Origin of the sequence: Shewanella bicestrii (genome assembly GCF_002216875.1) — a bacterium.
Classification (GTDB): Bacteria; Pseudomonadota; Gammaproteobacteria; order Enterobacterales; family Shewanellaceae; genus Shewanella; species Shewanella seohaensis.
This window is the reverse complement of the sequence record NZ_CP022358.1, coordinates 2,762,843-2,780,150: the sequence shown is the minus strand read 5'-3', so window position 1 is coordinate 2,780,150 and position 17,308 is coordinate 2,762,843. Positions and strand designations below refer to the sequence as shown.

Here is a 17,308-nt window from a genome sequence, read left to right as displayed (position 1 = left end):
TGTCGTATGAAACTTAAGACTTGTGCTCTATATTCCTATTTGCTTTAATTTTTACTATATACTATAACGATTGATTATAGCTGATACTGAGTTGCGCCAATTTCGCCAATCCAATTCAGCCTGTTTGAGACAAGGACATAAGATGAAACTGCAACAGCTCAGGTATATTGCTGAGGTCGTCAAACACAACCTTAACGTATCGGCCACCGCGGAAAATTTATATACATCGCAACCTGGGATCAGTAAGCAAGTTCGCATGTTGGAAGATGAATTAGGCATTCAAATCTTCGGTCGCAGCGGTAAACATTTGACCCACGTGACACCCGCCGGACAACAGGTGATAAATATCGCCAATGACATCTTAGGTAAAGTCGAAAGCATTAAAAAAGTCTCCGAGGAATATACTAAGCCTGATCAGGGTGAATTGAATATCGCGACCACGGATACGCAGGCGAGGTATGCGTTGCCCCATATTATTCGCCAATTCATCGACCGTTATCCTAAAGTTAACTTGCACATGCACCAAGGCACGCCATCGCAGATCAGCGAACAAGCGGCGCGTGGAGATGCTGACTTTGCGATTGCCACCGAAGCGATGCACTTGTATTCCGACTTAATCATGTTGCCTTGTTACCATTGGAATCGCTCGGTTGTGGTTCCCAAAGATCATCCATTGGCGACCCGTACCCATATCAGTATCGAAGATTTAGCCCGTTTCCCATTAGTCACTTATGTGTTTGGTTTTGACCGCGCATCGGAGATTGAAAAAGCCTTTAACCGCGCCAATCTCGAGCCGCGGGTGGTCTTTAGTGCGACCAGCGCCGATGTGCTGAAAACCTATGTGCGTTTAGGCTTAGGAGTCGGGGTGATAGCCTCAATGGCGATTGACCCTAATATCGATAAAGACTTAGTGGCTATCGATGCGGGCCATTTATTTGCCCACAGCACGACTAAGATTGGTTTTAGAAAAGGCAGTTTCTTACGTAGTTATATGTATGATTTTATTCAACACTTTGCACCACATTTGACTCGCGATGTCGTTGAAAAGGCGGTGGCATTACGCGATCAGCAATTGATTGATGAAATGTTTGCCGATAAAAACCTGCCAATGCGTTGATTCGCGGTTGTTAGAGACAATAAAAAATGCCGCAATAAATGCGGCATTTTTTATGCGAAATTGACAGCAGTCATGGCCGAATTAGGTCAAATCCACTTTATCCATTTCAAGCTGGCCTAAGGCTATAACGGCTTGAGTACGATTACGGACTCCCAGCTTTCTAAAAATCGCGGTAGCGTGGGCTTTGATGGTGGCTTCAGACACACCTAAGTCATAGGCGATTTGCTTATTGAGTAAGCCCTCGGCGAACATCTGCAACACTTTGTATTGCTGCGGCGTCAAGTCGGAGAGTTTGTTGGCCATCTTATCCGTATCATCATCTTCAATCGGGATGATTTCAGCACCAGCGGGCAACCAGATATCCCCAAATAATACGGCGGTGAGCGCTTCTTTTAAGGTTTCCATCGACGCTGACTTCGGGATGAACCCACTGCCGCCATAATGGATAGCACGGCTAATGGTATTGATATCCTCATGGGCCGAAATCACCACCACAGGCAGTTCAGGGTAATGGGAGCGCAGGTGAATAAGCGTCGAATAGCCGTGGGAGCCAGGCATTTGCAGATCCAGCAAAACCAAATCGTAACTCACATTCTGTGAATCTAATACAGACTGTAAGGCATCTGCACTGTCGGCCTCATACCATTGGGTGTGTTCAAAGGCGCTACTGAGGGCTTGGCGTAGTGCATTTCGAAACAATGGATGGTCATCGGCAATAATAATATTTAAGTTTTCTAGCTTCATGGCTTTGTTGGTTATGTTCGTGGCACGTGAAGATTAAACCCAATGTAACAGAAAAGTAATCGAGGATCCTATTGCTTTATGCAGTAAGATTGACAAAATTTTTATATGTTTCTGGTTGTTATACTTTTGTCTATCAAAGGTGGACGGATTATTCAAACAAAAACACGCCCTCAAACGGGCGTGTTTAAGGGCGAGAGTACCTTATTTTGACTGGCTAAATCTTATTCAGCGGTCCATACCTGAGTCGGATGGCGTTGTTCGTCAACCGCAACAAAGGTGAATACACCGCGGATCGCATGTTCGCGGTGATCTTGATACATGTCTTCAACGAAAATATTCACTTCCACCTTTAACGAGGTATTACCCACATGGATCACGCGGGCGATGAGTTCGGCTAAGGTGCCCGCTGGGATCGGTTTTTTAAAGTCGATTCTGTCGGAGCTGACGGTCACTAAGGTTTTACGGCAAAAGCGAGTCGCCGCAATAAAGGCGGTTTCATCCATCCAAGCTAATGCTTCGCCACCGAATAAGGTGTTGTGGTGATTGGTGATAGACGGAAATACAGCCTTGATCACCCGCGCTTCGGATTGATTGATCCGCTGTTCGATGGCGTCAGAAAAGGCTGGGCGGCTAGAGTCGAGCGAGTTTGGCATACGGCAACCTGAGGTTATGCATTTTTAAAGAGGCGCAATTATAGTGAGTTTTCAATTTGAATGGTAGAAAACGCCTATATCGTTAGGTGTTAAGGTAAAACGAAAAGAAAAAAGGCTTCCAGTGGAAGCCTTTTGCCGTGGGGAATCGACTTATTTGCCGAGAAACTCACGTCTATCGCGAGAGGCTTTAGCCAGATCGCGCAGTAATTTCTCCGAGTCATCCCAATGCAGGCAAGCATCTGTGATGCTTTGGCCGTAACACAGAGGTTGACCCTCAACCACCTTCTGATTGCCTTCCTGTAAGAAACTTTCGGCCATCACCCCTGCAATGGCCGTGCTGCCCGCGCGCATTTGCGCCATGATATTGTCGGCAACCACAAGCTGCTTTAGGTGGTTCTTTTCACTGTTGCCGTGGCTAAAATCGACCACCACGCGTGGCGTTACATTGACAGACTCAAGTTTTAATCTTGCTTCTTCAATGTCTTGTTCAAAGTAATTCGGCTTTTTACCGCCACGTAAAATAATGTGGCCGTAAGGGTTACCATGGGTGCGATACACTGACATGGCGCCATCTTTATCCGGTGAATAGAAGATATGTGGCACTTTTGCGGCGCGCACCGCATCGACGGCGATATTAATATTGCCATCGGTACCGTTTTTAAAGCCAACGGGGCAGGAGAGCGCCGAGGCCATTTCACGGTGGACTTGGCTTTCAGTTGTGCGGGCGCCGATAGCGCCCCAAGTGATTAAGTCGGCAATGTATTGACCATTCACCATGTCTAAAAACTCGGTGGCAATCGGTAACTTCAGCTCAGTAATTTGCTGCAATAACTCGCGAGCAATACGTAATCCTTTATTTGGCTCGAAGCTGCCATCTAAATCAGGATCGGAGATTAACCCCTTCCAACCGACGATAGTGCGTGGTTTTTCAAAATACACACGCATTAAAATGCAGAGATCGTCCTTTAACTCTTGATGCAATACCGCTAAACGGCGAGCGTAGTCGAGGGCGGCTTGAGTATCATGGATAGAGCAGGGGCCAATGATCACTAATAGGCGTTGATCTTCGCCCATAATAATGGCTTCGACTTCACGACGTTGTTGTACGAGATAATCGGCTGCATCTTGGGTTAACGGGTACTCAGATGCCAGTTGTGCAGGTGAGATGACTTTAGCTAATAAGGAAGTGCGTAATTCGTCTGTTTTAATGGTCATTCAAAATACCGAGCTTGCGTGCGGCGCTTTTCGCCAGATTGCCTCGGATTATAACGAATCGAACAGCATTGCACAGTGCCAATTGTGTTAATTGTCGGCAACTGTGCAATGAATTTGATTTAAGTTAGACCTATTTAGCCTAAATCGAGGGGCTCGATTGTCTCGTTCGAAATCATCAAGATTAGAACATATGACGTTCTAAGCCTGTCACGTCCAAAATCTTAGTGGCGATTTCTTCGACCGAGTGGTTGGTGGTGTCGATATAAGGAATACGTTCACGTTTAAACATCATCTCGACTTCTTTGACCTCTAAACGACACTGCTTTAAGGACGAGTAGCGGCTGTTTTCCATGCGGCTTTGGCGGATTTCATGTAAACGCACCGGATCGATGGTTAAGCCGAACAACTTCTTCTTATTGCGTTTTAACGCTTCGGGCAGTTTGAGGTTATCCATATCGTCTTCGGTGAACGGATAGTTGGCTGCTTTAATACCAAACTGCATTGATAAATAGAGGCTGGACGGGGTTTTACCGCAGCGTGACACGCCAAGCAGGATTAAATCGGCCTGATCCATATGTTTCATGGTTTGGCCATCATCATTGTCCATCGCAAAATTGATGGCATCGATACGAGCTTCGTAGCCGTGATTGGCTTTTCCGTGGGTTCGATGTAACACCGGAGAGGCGCTAACGCCTAAATGTTGTTCAAGTGGTGCAACGAAGGTATTTAAAAAATCGTAATCGAGTCCTTCACTCGAATAAATAATGTCCCGAATTTCAGGTTTTACGATCGAATGGAACACTAACGGCCTTTCACCTGTTGTAATAAAACAATCATTAATTTGTCGTTTAACGTTCTCAGCTTTTGCCAATGTTTCAACAAATGGAATTGTAAGTGACTCAAATTCTAATGGAAATTGCGAGAGTACTGCATGCCCAAAAACCTCAGCTGTGATCGCTGTCCCGTCGGAGATGTAAAATACCTTTGGTGCCATACTGACCTCTTGTAGTAATAAAATTACAAATAAAATTATAGATTTACGCTGCTTCGGCGGGAGTGTAAAATGCCGCTGCCCTCGTGTGAAGGGGCCACTGAAATAAACTTGCGGAGATAGAACTGTGCAGCAATACGTACTCTGGTATCAGGAATTAGGCATGGGTGACGTCAACTTGGTTGGCGGTAAAAATGCTTCTCTTGGCGAGATGATCAGCAATCTAGCTAATGCCGGTGTTCAAGTACCTGGCGGATTTGCGACTACTTCTTATGCGTTCAATGAGTTCCTTGAACAAAGTGGAGTAAACCAGAAGATTTATGACATCCTAGCAACATTGGATGTAGATGATGTCAATGCACTGGCACAAGTAGGTGCACAGATCAGACAATGGGTTATCGATACCCCGTTCCAACCAGCTCTAGAGCAAGCGATTCGTGAAGCTTACGACAAACTTGCCGCTGAAACGAGCGATGCATCATTCGCGGTGCGTTCTTCTGCTACCGCAGAAGACATGCCAGATGCTTCTTTTGCTGGTCAGCAAGAAACCTTCTTAAACGTGAAGGGATTTGACTCAGTACTCGTGGCGATTAAGCACGTGTTCGCGTCACTCTTTAACGACCGTGCAATTTCATACCGTGTTCACCAAGGTTATGAGCACCACGGTGTTGCCCTGTCGGCCGGCGTACAACGCATGGTTCGTTCAGACAAAGCGGCATCAGGTGTGATGTTCACCATGGACACTGAATCAGGCAACAACGATGTGGTGTTTATCACTTCATCTTTCGGTCTGGGTGAAATGGTTGTTCAAGGTGCGGTAAACCCTGACGAATTCTATGTTCACAAACCCATCCTCACTCAAGGCCATAAAGCCGTTGTTCGCCGTAATATCGGTAGCAAGCTCATCCAGATGGTGTATTCCGATGATGCTTCTCACGGCAAACAAGTGAAAATTGAAGACGTTGCTGCTGAAAAACGTCGTCAATTCTCTATCAACGACGCCGAAGTGATGGAATTGGCTAAACAAGCTATGGTTATCGAAAAACACTACGGTCGTCCAATGGACATCGAGTGGGCAAAAGACGGTAACGATGGCAAACTCTATATCGTTCAAGCGCGTCCAGAAACGGTTCGTAGCCGTGAAGACGTACAATTAATTGAACGTTACCACTTAAAGAGCCGTGGCGCGGTGATCTCTGAAGGTCGTGCTATCGGTCATAAAGTCGGTTCAGGTGTGGCTAAGGTATTAACTTCAATCGCTGACATGGATCAAATCCAACCTGGCGATGTGTTAGTGACCGACATGACTGACCCAGATTGGGAACCTATCATGAAGCGCGCCAGCGCCATCGTGACTAACCGTGGCGGCCGTACCTGTCACGCGGCGATTATTGCCCGTGAATTAGGTGTACCTGCCGTAGTTGGTTGTGGTGATGTGACCGACCGTATCAAGAATGGTCAGTTAGTGACTGTTTCTTGCGCCGAAGGTGACACTGGTTATATCTACGAAGGTAAGCAAGAGTTCGAAGTCGTGTCTAACCGCGTTGACGCTCTGCCTGCATTACCGATGAAAATCATGATGAACGTGGGTAACCCAGATCGCGCATTTGATTTTGCTCGTTTACCAAACGAAGGTGTGGGTCTAGCGCGTTTAGAATTCATCATCAACCGCATGATCGGTATTCACCCGAAAGCGCTGCTTGAATTCAACCAACAAGACGCTGCGCTGCAGGAAGAAATCAACGAGATGATCGCAGGTTACGACTCTCCAGTTGAGTTTTACATTGCCCGCTTAGTCGAAGGTATCGCCTCAATCGGTTCTGCTTTCTATCCGAAGAAAGTGATCGTGCGTATGTCAGACTTCAAGTCTAACGAATACGCGAACTTAGTAGGTGGTGACCGTTACGAGCCAGAGGAAGAAAACCCAATGTTGGGCTTCCGTGGTGCAAGCCGTTATATCTCTGAATCATTCCGCGATTGTTTCGCGTTAGAATGTGAAGCGATTAAGCGCGTGCGTAACGAAATGGGTCTGAAAAACGTTGAAGTGATGATCCCATTCGTCCGTACCGTGAAAGAAGCCGAGCAAGTGATTGAACTGCTGAAAGAGCAAGGATTAGAGCGTGGTAAAGATGGTCTACGCGTCATCATGATGTGTGAAGTACCGTCAAACGCGCTGTTAGCGGACCAATTCCTTGAGCACTTCGATGGTTTCTCTATCGGCTCAAACGACTTAACTCAGCTATCACTCGGTCTTGACCGTGACTCAGGCATCATCAGCCACCTGTTCGATGAGCGTAACGAAGCCGTTAAGATCCTACTGTCTATGGCCATTAAAGCGGCTAAGGCTAAGGGCGCTTACATCGGTATCTGTGGTCAAGGACCTTCAGATCACGCTGATTTCGCCGCCTGGTTAGTTGAACAAGGTATCGATACCGTATCGTTAAACCCTGATACAGTGATTGATACTTGGTTATATTTAGCCGAAGCGCACGGTTGATCTCGGTTGTAATTTTATAAAGGTGTTAAAAAAGCCGCTTTTTAGCGGCTTTTTTTTGTTTATAATGGGCCGCATAACAATAATTGACTGAAGCCGCTCATGTTACCTCTGTTATCACACCAACAAACCTTAGAACCTGTCTATCTGGCCTATCTTGATGCCTTAGCGCAAAGTGGCTACGCCGGTGATATCGATAAGCGCTATAGCGCGCGCCTCGTGCAGGCCACGGATAACTCCGTATACCAATTTTTGCCGCAGGCGGTGCTTTATCCTAAGCATCAAAAAGATATTCAAATTGCCTTGTCGTTGGCGGCAAAAGCTGAATTTGCGGGTGTGACTTTTAGTGCCAGAGGCGGCGGTACGGGCACCAATGGCCAATCACTGACCCACGGCTTGATCCTCGATGTTTCTCGCTACATGAATCGCGTATTGGAAGTGAACCCCGAGCAGGGTTGGGTACGCGTCGAGGCGGGGGTCGTCAAAGATGCGTTAAACGATGCGCTGCGCCCCCACGGTTATTTTTTTAGTCCCGATCTCTCAACCTCAAACCGCGCCACCATTGGCGGCATGATTAATACCGATGCCTCGGGCGCGGGATCCTTAGTTTACGGTAAAACTTCTGACCACGTGCTGTCGCTACGCAGCGTATTGATTGATGGCAGCGTGTTCGACACTCGTCCCCTCGATGCGGGTCTGCTATGTAACCCCGATAACGTGAGCGATAATCCACTGGGGCAAAAACTGATTTCGGCAATTGCCGAGGTGTGCCGCGAGAAGCGTGCACTGATCGAACAACAATTCCCTAAGCTCAATCGTTTTTTAACCGGATATGACTTAAAGAATGTCTGGAACAACGGCTTAACCCAGTTCGACCTCTCGCGTATTTTAACGGGCTCTGAAGGCACGTTGGCGGTGATCACTGAAGCGAAACTCAACATTACACCACTGCCGAGTGAGCGGGCGATGGTGAACATTAAGTATGACTCCTTCCAGTCCGCACTGCGCCATGCGCCATCCTTAGTGGCTGCGCGGGCCACTGTGGTCGAAACCGTGGACTCAAAAGTGCTTAACCTTGCCCGTGAGGACATTGTTTGGCATTCGGTTTCAGACCTTATTCAAGAAGTGCCGGGCAAAGTGATCGATGGTCTCAATATGGTCGAGTTTGCTGGCGACGCCGTTGAGGTGAGCGAAAAGCTTGCGGCACTCGAAGCCGTGCTGACCGAACAAATCAGCCGTGGTGAATGTGGTGTGGTCGGTTATCAAGTCACTCAAGATAAGGCCAGCATTGAGAAAATTTACGGCATGCGTAAAAAAGCCGTTGGCCTACTCGGTGCGACCAAGGGACGTCGTAAACCCATTGCGTTTGCCGAAGATACGGCAGTGCCGCCCGAAATGCTCGCCGATTATATTATGGAGTTTCGCGCACTACTCGATAGTCACAATTTGCAATACGGCATGTTTGGTCATGTGGATGCGGGTGTGTTACACGTTAGGCCTGCGCTGGATATGTGCGATGTCGAAGATGAAAAACTGCTGAGGGTGATTTCCGATCAAGTCGCGGCGCTGACACTCAAATATGGTGGCCTGATGTGGGGCGAGCATGGTAAGGGCGTGCGCGGCGAATATGGTCCATCGGTGTTTGGGGATGAGCTTTACGGTGTACTGCAAGATATTAAAGGTCTATTTGACCCTGATAATAGACTCAACCCAGGCAAATTAGTGGCGCCAAAGCAAGCGGGGGGGCTGTGTTTTGATGTGGACAGTACCAAGCGCGGCAAGTTTGACCGGCAAATTCCGGTCGAAGTGCGTGATGCCTATCCCGATGTGATGAACTGTAACGGTAACGGCCTGTGCTTTAACTACAGCAGTTTCTCACCTATGTGTCCGTCATTTAAAGTGACGGGGGACAGAGTTCAGTCGCCTAAAGGTCGCGCGGGCTTGATGCGTGAGTGGCTGCGTTTGCTTGAATCCGAAGGCGTCGATGTCAATGCTTTGGCCAGAGCTAAACCCTTAGGTATTTTGCAGCGCATGCAAAATACCATCAATGCCAAGCGCGATTACGATTATTCCCACGAAGTGATGGAATCGCTAAAGGGATGTTTAGCCTGTAAGGCTTGCTCGAGCCAATGTCCGGTGAAAGTGGATGTGCCTAAATTTAGGGCGCAGTTCTTTAATATTTACTATCAACGTTACCTGCGTCCGGCTAAAGATTATCTGGTGGCGGGCATCGAAGACAGTCTGCCTATTATGGCGGCGGCGCCAAGGCTGACCAATTTCGCCTCGCAAAACCCGCTCAGCCAATGGGTGATCAAAAAAGCCATCGGTTATGTGGATGCGCCAGCGCTGTCGGTGCCGACATTAAAACAACGACTCGATGGTCATGCGAGTCGCGGTTATGATCTGGCAGCATTGCAGGCTATCCCCGCCGATGAGCGCGCCAAATTTGTGTTAGTGGTGCAAGATCCGTTTAACAGTTTCTACGATGCTGGCTTGGTGTATCGCTTTATCCAACTGATTGAAACGTTAGGATTAAAGCCTGTTCTTCTGCCCTTTAAACCCAATGGTAAACCGACCCATATTAAGGGGTTCTTGGATAAATTTGCCAAAACGGCGCAGTCGAGCGCGGATTTCTTAAACCAAGTGCATAAGTTAGGCATGCCTATGGTGGGCATCGATCCCGCCTTAGTGCTCTGTTATCGCGATGAATATAAAGAAATCTTAGGGGCGAATCGCGGCGCGTTTGAGGTGAAACTGGCTAACGAATGGCTGCTTAGCATTCTGCAGGATATTCCGACTAAGGCCATGCAAGATAAACAATTTACCTGGTTTAGCCATTGTACTGAGTCCACGGCTAAGCCTAATACCGCCAATGAGTGGATCAAAATCTTCACTCACTTTGGCGCTAAATTAACCGCGGTGAATCTGGGCTGTTGCGGCATGGCGGGTACCTACGGCCATGAGGCTGAGAATCTTGAGCGTTCTAAGGCCTTGTTTGATATGTCGTGGAAAGACACTTTAAGCAAGATAGACGCGTCGCAGGTGCTAGTCTCGGGCTACTCTTGTCGCAGCCAAGTGAAACGTTTCGCTGGTTACAAGCCAAAGCATCCATTAGAGGCTTTATTTGAGCTCGTTAAGGCGTAACGCAATTTTGTATTAGGGATTGGATAATCCCTACGGCAATGCCACACTAAACCAGTCGTCAGGCTGGTTTTTTTATTGAGGGGACGCTATGGAAAAACACACGGACAATGTTATCGACACGCTACAGGAATTCACCAGCAAGCCAGCGCCGGATGTCGTCACACAGCCAACGGCGCTGTGTAGTGAAGTCGCGTTATTTCGTATCCAACTCTCCGGTGACTGGATATATCAGGACAGCCCATTACCGACTAAGTTTGCTAAGTTATTTGCCAGTATTTTACATGGCATCGATGGCGAACATTTTCTGATCACGCCAGTTGAGAAGGTGCGAGTCGAGGTGGATGATGCGCCACTGTTGATTGTCGATTATGTGAAGGATGAGACCGCATCGGGTTTAACGCTGCGCAGCAGTATTGGTACCGAGCATTCTCTGGCGACACTCAATCATCTAAAGCTCACCGACTTTGGGATTTATCTGCCGCTAGAGCGCGGCCTATGGGGAAAATTGAGCCGTGCTTGTTACTATAATTTTGTGAATGAATTCAATTTACCCGACGACGAAGAGGCGGATGCGTAAAGATTTTGATTGCAATTACTTGGGCAAGCTGACTAGTTTATTACAGGTTAAGTGATAGTATTAAAACTGACCTCGGCCAATCCTTCTCGGGTTTGGGTCAGTGTTGTTGGGGCTAAATGGTGTTTTCGGAGGTGCTGTTTGAACCGCTATGAAAGCTTAGGCTATCTTGTTTCCCACTTGAATATTGAGCTGCAAAATGAGCTCGATATACAGCTGAAACGCTATCAGCTCGACATTAAGTTGTGGCCAGTGTTGTTCGCGCTTTGGCAGGAGGAGGGGATCTCTCAGACCGAGCTGTCTAAGCGTTGCGATGTGGCCAACTATACCATGACCCGTTTGCTCGATCAGTTGCAGGTTCAGGGATTGATCACCCGTCACCAAGAGCTCGATAACCGCCGTGCATTCCAGATTTTCCTCACCGATGAGGCTAAAGCGCTGGAGCAGGATTTGATCCGTGAGGCTGAGCGGGTCAATGAAAAATACCTGTCCAATCTCACTGAAGAGGAGCGCCAGCAGTTTATGCGCTTACTCAATAAGATAAATCGCTTACCTTCACTCACAGCCTTGTGATTTCAAGCTTCAAGCTTCAAGCATTCGGCATTGCGTTTAAGCTGCATTTCGTCTTTCCTACAATTTTCATACTCTACCTTTCCCCAGCGTAATGGCCTCAAGCCATACTCTGGGCATTGCTATTTTAGCTTGGCAGTACAAATTGCTACCCGAGGATTGTTGCAAGAATGTTTCGTGAAACGTCATCTTGTTGTGTTGGAAGCAAGCCTTCCAAGATAACAAACGTTGCTTAAATTTATTTGAGCAATCATAAGGTGATTTTTCAGGGAATATGAAATGAAACAACTTTTTAAGCGCAGTCGTATTGCAGCGACTTGCCTGGTGGCAATGGGTTTTACCCTCAGTTATTCAACCTTGGCTGAAGATAATGTTGCGCTGATGGAAGCGCAATCTGGCGCCGTACAATTTACCTTGATCACCGGCGAGGTGGTCACGGCCGTTGCTCGGGCCGATGGCTCACTCAGCGGTATCCGCCTGCTCGGCGAAAACGGTGCTGAGGTGATCACCAGTCTCTTCCAAAATCAGAATGGTCAATATCTTATCACTCCAAAGGCGCAAAAATGGGTAGAGTCCCATACTGTCGACATCGAGCTGTTTAACATCTCTAAGCTCCATGCGGCGGGTTATGATGATGCCTCCACCGATAAATTGCCGGTTATTATCGAATACCGTGATGGCACCCTAGCGGGTTCTGCAGTGCCTAATCCCATTGAAGGGGCTACCTTAACCGATGAGATTGAACTTATCGACAGCGCTGCTTTTGGGATCAGCAAACAACAAGCCGCCAAAGTATGGGAAACCTTAAGTACCGATGATGCGGTGAAGTCGGTATGGTTAGATGCGGTTGTGCATGCCCATAAGGATACGACTAACGGGATAAATGCGTTGGCAAACCTAACCCCAACCGTGCCGTTAACCGGTGCATATGGCAATTTAGCCAAGGCATTTAATGGCCAAGGTGTCACCGTGGCCGTGCTTGATACTGGCTACGATGTTCAGCATGGCGACTTGGCGGGCCAAGTTGTGCAGAGCAAAGACTTTACCTATTCCAGCAATGGCGTCGATGATCTTAACGGCCATGGTACACACACTGCAGCCACTATCGCGGGGACGGGGGTGGAATCTAATGGTCGCTGGGCGGGTATGGCGCCTGGTGCCAAATTGCTGGTGGGCAAGGTACTGACAAACTCAGGTTCAGGCTCGACAAGTGGGATCTTGAGTGGCATGCAATGGGCCGTGGCTCAAGGCGCCGATGTGGTTAGTATGTCATTAGGCGGCAGTGGCACCAGTTGTACAGGACCACTTGTCGACATGGTTGAAGCTTTGAGTGATAAGGCGTTGTTCGTGGTTTCTGCGGGCAATAGTTTTACCCGTGAGACCGTGGGGATCCCAGGATGTGCCCCGAGTGCGTTAACCGTGGGAGCCGTTGACCGCGATAATCACACCGCATCTTTCTCATCCCGTGGCCCTTCACCTGATGGCCATTCTGCGAAACCCGATATCGCATCCCAAGGTGTGGATGTCGTCTCTGCGGCCTCGGGAGGATTTGGGGCGACGGCTTATCGCGCCCTGTCGGGAACATCCATGTCGGCGCCCCATGTGTCTGGCGGCGCGGCCATTGTGATGCAAGCTAGACCCGAACTGACACCCCGCCAAGTGAAAGAAGTGCTGACTTCCTCTGTGGTTCCGACCGATGCCCATGTGCTAGAACAAGGCGCAGGTCCTATGGATGTTAATCGCGCTGTAGGACAAAGCATTATCGCGCCGCCGAATATGGAGCTCGGCTCTTTTGCCTATGATCAGGATATTGGCGTGACAGAAAAAACCATTAGTCTACGCAATTTATCCGACAAGGATATCAGCCTTAAGCTGAAAATGAGCTTGATAGGTGAGGACGGTAAGACGCGCATGCCGGCAACCCTAGCGGGGCTTAGCGTCAACAGCATTAACGTGCCAGCCAATGGAAGTGCTGAAATCCCTGTGTGGATTGACTCGAGTGTGGCACTGCGCAGTGGCGCCTATGGCACTATCACCGGGCGTATTGAAGGCACCACCACGGGCAAATCAAATGAGCGCATCACTGTGCCGATTTCATTTTGGATCCAACCGCCGCAAGTCAATCTGAGCTTCAGTGTCACCGATATGCGTGGCAAAGCCGCTTCTTCTCCGTCGAAAGTCTACTTAATGAACGAAGAAGATGATTGGGGACAAGCCGTTACGCTCAGAAATGGTCAGGCAAGCCTCTCTGTTCCTGAGGGCAATTACACTATCGTTGCGAACATCATGACCTACGATAATGACTCAACAACCTCAGGGTTAGTGGAGTCGGCCACTCAAATGGCGGTGCTGGATCGTAAAGTGAGCCATGATACCCAGATTGAGTTCGACGCCCGCAATGCCGAAAAACTCGAGTTCAAGGCGAGCAAACCTTTGGCACCCCAAGGCTATGCATTTGGCTTTACCTATGCGCTGGATGATAACAAAGTGGCGAAATTAGCCGCGATGGAGTTAGCGCCTGATTATGTGAAAGACATCTACACTTGGTCGCAGGGACATGATGATAGGTTCCGCTCGTTTGTCACCACCCGCGCCTTTGCTCCCGAAACCGTGCTCACCATGCAAAATGGCGAAGTGCTCGATTATAACAAGCAGGGCTTAGCTTTATCCTTTGATGGTAAAGGCAGTGCAGAAGTCGTGCCCGTTGGCGACGCGGGTTACAGCACCGACTGGACTCAGTTTGACTTAACGGGCCGTATTGCGTTGATTGGCAACCCCAATTATTTGACATCTTACATGGTGGCGAATGCCCTTAAATACGGGGCGATTGGGGTTATCTTCTATCGTCCGGGTCAACATGGTCGTTATAAGGGGACGATTTCTGGCACGCCACGTATCCCCGCTGTTGGGATCAGTTCAGAGCAGGGTGAAGCCCTGTTAGCTCAGATTGAAGCGGGTAACAATATCGTCAGTTGGTCAGGTACGGCTGCGGAGCGAACGCCCTATGCCTACTCCATTAACCATATCACCGACGGGCGTATCAATGGTGGACAAGTGGTGTTGCAAGAGCAAAAAATGCAGCGCATTCGTGCCAGCTATCATTCGCAAAATGATCAGCGCCCCATTTGGACCGATATGATGGCCATGACCAACAGCACCGGAGAGTTTTACTCAACCGGTAGCTCACAAATGGTCATGACGCCCGTGGTGCGCGACGAGTACTACACGGCAACCAGCAAAAACATGTGGACTAACATTGTGATGCCCGGCATTCAGTTATCGACGGACGGCGGCTATTTTGATGGTCCAAGAATGATGACCGAAGGCACGGTTGAGACCACCTCTTGGCTAAAAGGCCCCAAGGCGGGGAGTTTGCTCACCAATGGTGGCGCCATTGCCAATCGTGATACTAACACTATCGACTTAAGCATTGTGCGGTTTGGCGATGCGGCAGGGCATGATGGCACGGGCGGGTATAATTCACAGTCGCTCTACGGACTCAAAGTGAATGGCCAGAGCACTTACTTAGACAGTGGGGTGTTTACGCTCCCCGATACCAATGCGCAAGTGGAGTTAGAAGTGCGCTCTTACGCCCGTGGTGTGGGCAATAGCTCACCGGTGAAGGACAATCTCGGCTCCTTCTATCAAGGGATTTATCAATTCAGCACAGACTCGAGTAAACAGGGCCGCCAAGCGGTGCTCACTCCTAAGCTCGACATTCCAGTGGCGATCGATAATACCTTGGCAGCAGGTGTACCTGTCGAAGTGAAACTCTCAGTTGTGATGGATGGTGCGGCGCAGGTGGATTTATCCGATGTCACGCTGCAATACGGTTATGGTCAGGAATGCTCGCTTGCGGCGATTTCTGTCTCGATTTATTGCCCTGTATCGGCAAAGTTTGCCGAAAGCGCTTGGAAAACCGCAGAAGTGAAATGGGTTAACGGTGAGTGGGTTGCCACAATCCCGAACGATTCCAATGCCGGTAATTTTGTTCACTTACGTGTGCAGATGAGTGATGGCAGTAGCGAAGCGAAACAAACCATGATGCGGGTGTATATGTTGAAGTAACACGCTTTTGTGAGCCAATAAAACCGCGACTAGCCACGCTAGTGGCGGTTTTTATTTGGCGATTACAATGGCAGGAGGAGCATGAGTAATACTAGGCTTGAGCCAAGCAATAATCCCTGTTGCAACAGTCGCTGGCATTGCAGCAAATTATTTTTGCCTTGTTTTAAACTGGTAATAAGTTGATTGTGTTTATAAATTCGGCAAGTCAACTCATCGGTTTGAGGGTCGATAAACAACTTGAAACTGCATTGATGGCCATCATTGAGCTGCACTTTATGTATACTGTTAGGGCCAAAGTTAAACTTGCGCGACACCATTTGCCCATTCACGAACACCCGTTCAATTCCAAACCAATCACTGGCCTGTAGCTCAACCGAGTCCTGATTTAACTCGTACTTAAAACTGACCATATGCAATCCCTTCACTGACAGACGAGTGATTAATTCAAGCAGAGGCACATAGGCTTTTCCACTACAGAAAAGTGAATTTTACGTGGCGTTTTGGTATCTGATTGGTATTGAGAGGAATTTATTTTTTAGCTGGATAAGCGAAGTGAGGGAAGTGGTAGAGGCGGACAACGCGCTGTTGTCCGCCTACAGCATGATTATGCTTTTGCTGCTTGATAAATGGCACGGGCCATTTCGTCAGCAACCGCAGCAGTAGTACGGTTTTCAGCATCGGCTTTAGTGAAAATCTTCAGCAGAGTGTTGTAGATTTCTCTGACCTTAGCTTCTGATTTTGCCGCGTCATAGTCTTTTTCAAATGAGACGTTGATGATACCGCCAGCGTTAATCACATAGTCTGGAGCATACAGAATGCCCATTTCTTTTAGCTGCTCGCCATGGCGGACTTCGGCTAATTGGTTGTTGGCACAACCGGCAACAATCTTAGCTTTAAGCTGTGGCAGAGTGACATCGTTTAGGGTGGCACCTAATGCACATGGCGCATAGACATCAACGTCTTGGGCATAGATATCCTGTGGGGCAACGACGATAGCACCAAAGTCGGTAGCCACTTTGTCGAGTGAAGCTTGGTGAATATCGGTGACGATAAGCTCAGCACCTTCTTCATGCAGGTGTTTACACAGGTAGTAACCTACATGGCCCACACCTTGAACGGCAATCTTAAGGCCTTTTAAGCTGTCTAAACCCAGTTTGTGTTTAACGGCAGCTTTGATGCCTAAATAGGTGCCTAATGCTGTAAAGGGCGATGGATCGCCGCTCTTGCCTTCAAGACCCGCCATGTATGGGGTTTCTTGATGAGCGATCATGATATCCGCTGTTGTGGTACCTACGTCTTCGGCTGAATAGTAACGTCCACCTAGGCTATTGATAAAACGGCCAAACGCACGGAAGAGGGCTTCGCGATCAGGGCGCTTAGGATCGGCAATAATCACTGACTTACCACCGCCCATGGTTAAACCAGCAAGGGCGTTTTTGTACGTCATACCGCGGGAGAGGCGTAATACGTCTGTCAGGGCTTCATCGTCGGATTGGTAGTTCCACATCCGGCAACCACCCACAGCAGGACCTAAATTGGTGTTATGGATGGCAACGATGGCTTTTAAGCCACTCTCTTTATCATGACAGAATACGACCTGTTCATGCTCATCAAAGGATACATGATTAAATACAGCCACGTGAAGTTCTCCGCTATACACAATAAAACGTCGATGGAATCACTTCCCATCGACAGCTCGTTATATTTATTGCAGAACCATAGCATTTAGCGATACTCT

At 48.4% G+C, this 17,308-nt stretch carries 12 protein-coding genes; 6 read left to right on the top strand and 6 right to left on the bottom strand.

Translation table 11 applies throughout. From position 1 onward, the window contains the following. Positions 1 to 142 precede the first annotated feature (142 nt). A complete protein-coding gene (gene cysB / locus CF168_RS12065; RefSeq protein ID WP_011622367.1) occupies positions 143 to 1,117 on the top strand; it encodes an HTH-type transcriptional regulator CysB in 975 nt (324 codons plus the stop codon). An 81-nt stretch (positions 1,118 to 1,198) separates the two neighbouring features. On the opposite strand, the gene CF168_RS12060 is transcribed toward cysB, so the two are convergent. The 4 genes from CF168_RS12060 to ppsR form a co-directional block, all read right to left on the bottom strand. Beyond that, complete coding sequence (locus tag CF168_RS12060) at positions 1,199 to 1,861, bottom strand: response regulator transcription factor (RefSeq protein ID WP_086903577.1); 663 nt, start codon at positions 1,859 to 1,861, stop codon at positions 1,199 to 1,201. Positions 1,862 to 2,082: 221 nt separating this feature from the next. Continuing rightward, the gene (locus CF168_RS12055; RefSeq protein ID WP_011622369.1) at positions 2,083 to 2,514 is read right to left on the bottom strand and encodes an acyl-CoA thioesterase; all 432 of its coding nucleotides are present in this window, start codon (positions 2,512 to 2,514) and stop codon (positions 2,083 to 2,085) included. Between the two features lie 150 nt (positions 2,515 to 2,664). Further along, complete coding sequence (locus CF168_RS12050; protein ID WP_011622370.1) at positions 2,665 to 3,729, bottom strand: 3-deoxy-7-phosphoheptulonate synthase; 1,065 nt, start codon at positions 3,727 to 3,729, stop codon at positions 2,665 to 2,667. 181 nt (positions 3,730 to 3,910) lie between these two features. Continuing rightward, the gene (ppsR, locus tag CF168_RS12045) at positions 3,911 to 4,723 is read right to left on the bottom strand and encodes a posphoenolpyruvate synthetase regulatory kinase/phosphorylase PpsR (RefSeq protein WP_011622371.1); all 813 of its coding nucleotides are present in this window, start codon (positions 4,721 to 4,723) and stop codon (positions 3,911 to 3,913) included. 124 nt (positions 4,724 to 4,847) lie between these two features. Here ppsR and ppsA point away from each other — a divergent pair, with 124 nt between their 5' ends. The 5 genes from ppsA (at position 4,848) to CF168_RS12020 (ending at position 15,570) form a co-directional block, all read left to right on the top strand. Continuing rightward, complete coding sequence (ppsA, locus tag CF168_RS12040) at positions 4,848 to 7,217, top strand: phosphoenolpyruvate synthase (protein ID WP_011716755.1); 2,370 nt, start codon at positions 4,848 to 4,850, stop codon at positions 7,215 to 7,217. Positions 7,218 to 7,316: 99 nt separating this feature from the next. After that, complete coding sequence (gene ydiJ, locus CF168_RS12035) at positions 7,317 to 10,358, top strand: D-2-hydroxyglutarate dehydrogenase YdiJ (RefSeq protein WP_089067992.1); 3,042 nt, start codon at positions 7,317 to 7,319, stop codon at positions 10,356 to 10,358. An 88-nt stretch (positions 10,359 to 10,446) separates the two neighbouring features. Next, positions 10,447 to 10,935 (top strand): DUF1285 domain-containing protein, encoded by a 489-nt coding sequence (locus CF168_RS12030; RefSeq protein ID WP_089067991.1) that lies wholly within the window; start codon positions 10,447 to 10,449, stop codon positions 10,933 to 10,935. 138 nt (positions 10,936 to 11,073) lie between these two features. After that, positions 11,074 to 11,505, top strand: coding sequence for a MarR family winged helix-turn-helix transcriptional regulator (locus CF168_RS12025; RefSeq protein ID WP_089067990.1), 432 nt, complete (start codon positions 11,074 to 11,076; stop codon positions 11,503 to 11,505). Positions 11,506 to 11,781: 276 nt separating this feature from the next. After that, positions 11,782 to 15,570: a S8 family serine peptidase gene (locus CF168_RS12020; protein WP_089067989.1), complete on the top strand. Its 3,789-nt coding sequence runs from the start codon at positions 11,782 to 11,784 to the stop codon at positions 15,568 to 15,570. A gap of 62 nt (positions 15,571 to 15,632) precedes the next feature. On the opposite strand, the gene CF168_RS12015 is transcribed toward CF168_RS12020, so the two are convergent. Beyond that, complete coding sequence (locus tag CF168_RS12015) at positions 15,633 to 15,980, bottom strand: hypothetical protein (protein ID WP_011622377.1); 348 nt, start codon at positions 15,978 to 15,980, stop codon at positions 15,633 to 15,635. Between the two features lie 194 nt (positions 15,981 to 16,174). Then, a complete protein-coding gene (locus tag CF168_RS12010; protein WP_011716761.1) occupies positions 16,175 to 17,209 on the bottom strand; it encodes a Glu/Leu/Phe/Val dehydrogenase dimerization domain-containing protein in 1,035 nt (344 codons plus the stop codon). Positions 17,210 to 17,308 lie beyond the last annotated feature (99 nt).

Excerpts from the sequence above, each read along its gene's own strand:
- cysB (WP_011622367.1), top strand. The coding sequence starts at position 143 with ATGAAACTGCAACAGCTCAGGTATATTGCTGAGGTCGTCAAACACAAC.
- CF168_RS12060 (WP_086903577.1), bottom strand. The coding sequence starts at position 1,861 with ATGAAGCTAGAAAACTTAAATATTATTATTGCCGATGACCATCCATTG.
- CF168_RS12055 (WP_011622369.1), bottom strand. The coding sequence starts at position 2,514 with ATGCCAAACTCGCTCGACTCTAGCCGCCCAGCCTTTTCTGACGCCATC.
- CF168_RS12050 (WP_011622370.1), bottom strand. The coding sequence starts at position 3,729 with ATGACCATTAAAACAGACGAATTACGCACTTCCTTATTAGCTAAAGTC.
- ppsR (WP_011622371.1), bottom strand. The coding sequence starts at position 4,723 with ATGGCACCAAAGGTATTTTACATCTCCGACGGGACAGCGATCACAGCT.
- ydiJ (WP_089067992.1), top strand. The coding sequence starts at position 7,317 with ATGTTACCTCTGTTATCACACCAACAAACCTTAGAACCTGTCTATCTG.
- CF168_RS12030 (WP_089067991.1), top strand. The coding sequence starts at position 10,447 with ATGGAAAAACACACGGACAATGTTATCGACACGCTACAGGAATTCACC.
- CF168_RS12020 (WP_089067989.1), top strand. The coding sequence starts at position 11,782 with ATGAAACAACTTTTTAAGCGCAGTCGTATTGCAGCGACTTGCCTGGTG.
- CF168_RS12015 (WP_011622377.1), bottom strand. The coding sequence starts at position 15,980 with ATGGTCAGTTTTAAGTACGAGTTAAATCAGGACTCGGTTGAGCTACAG.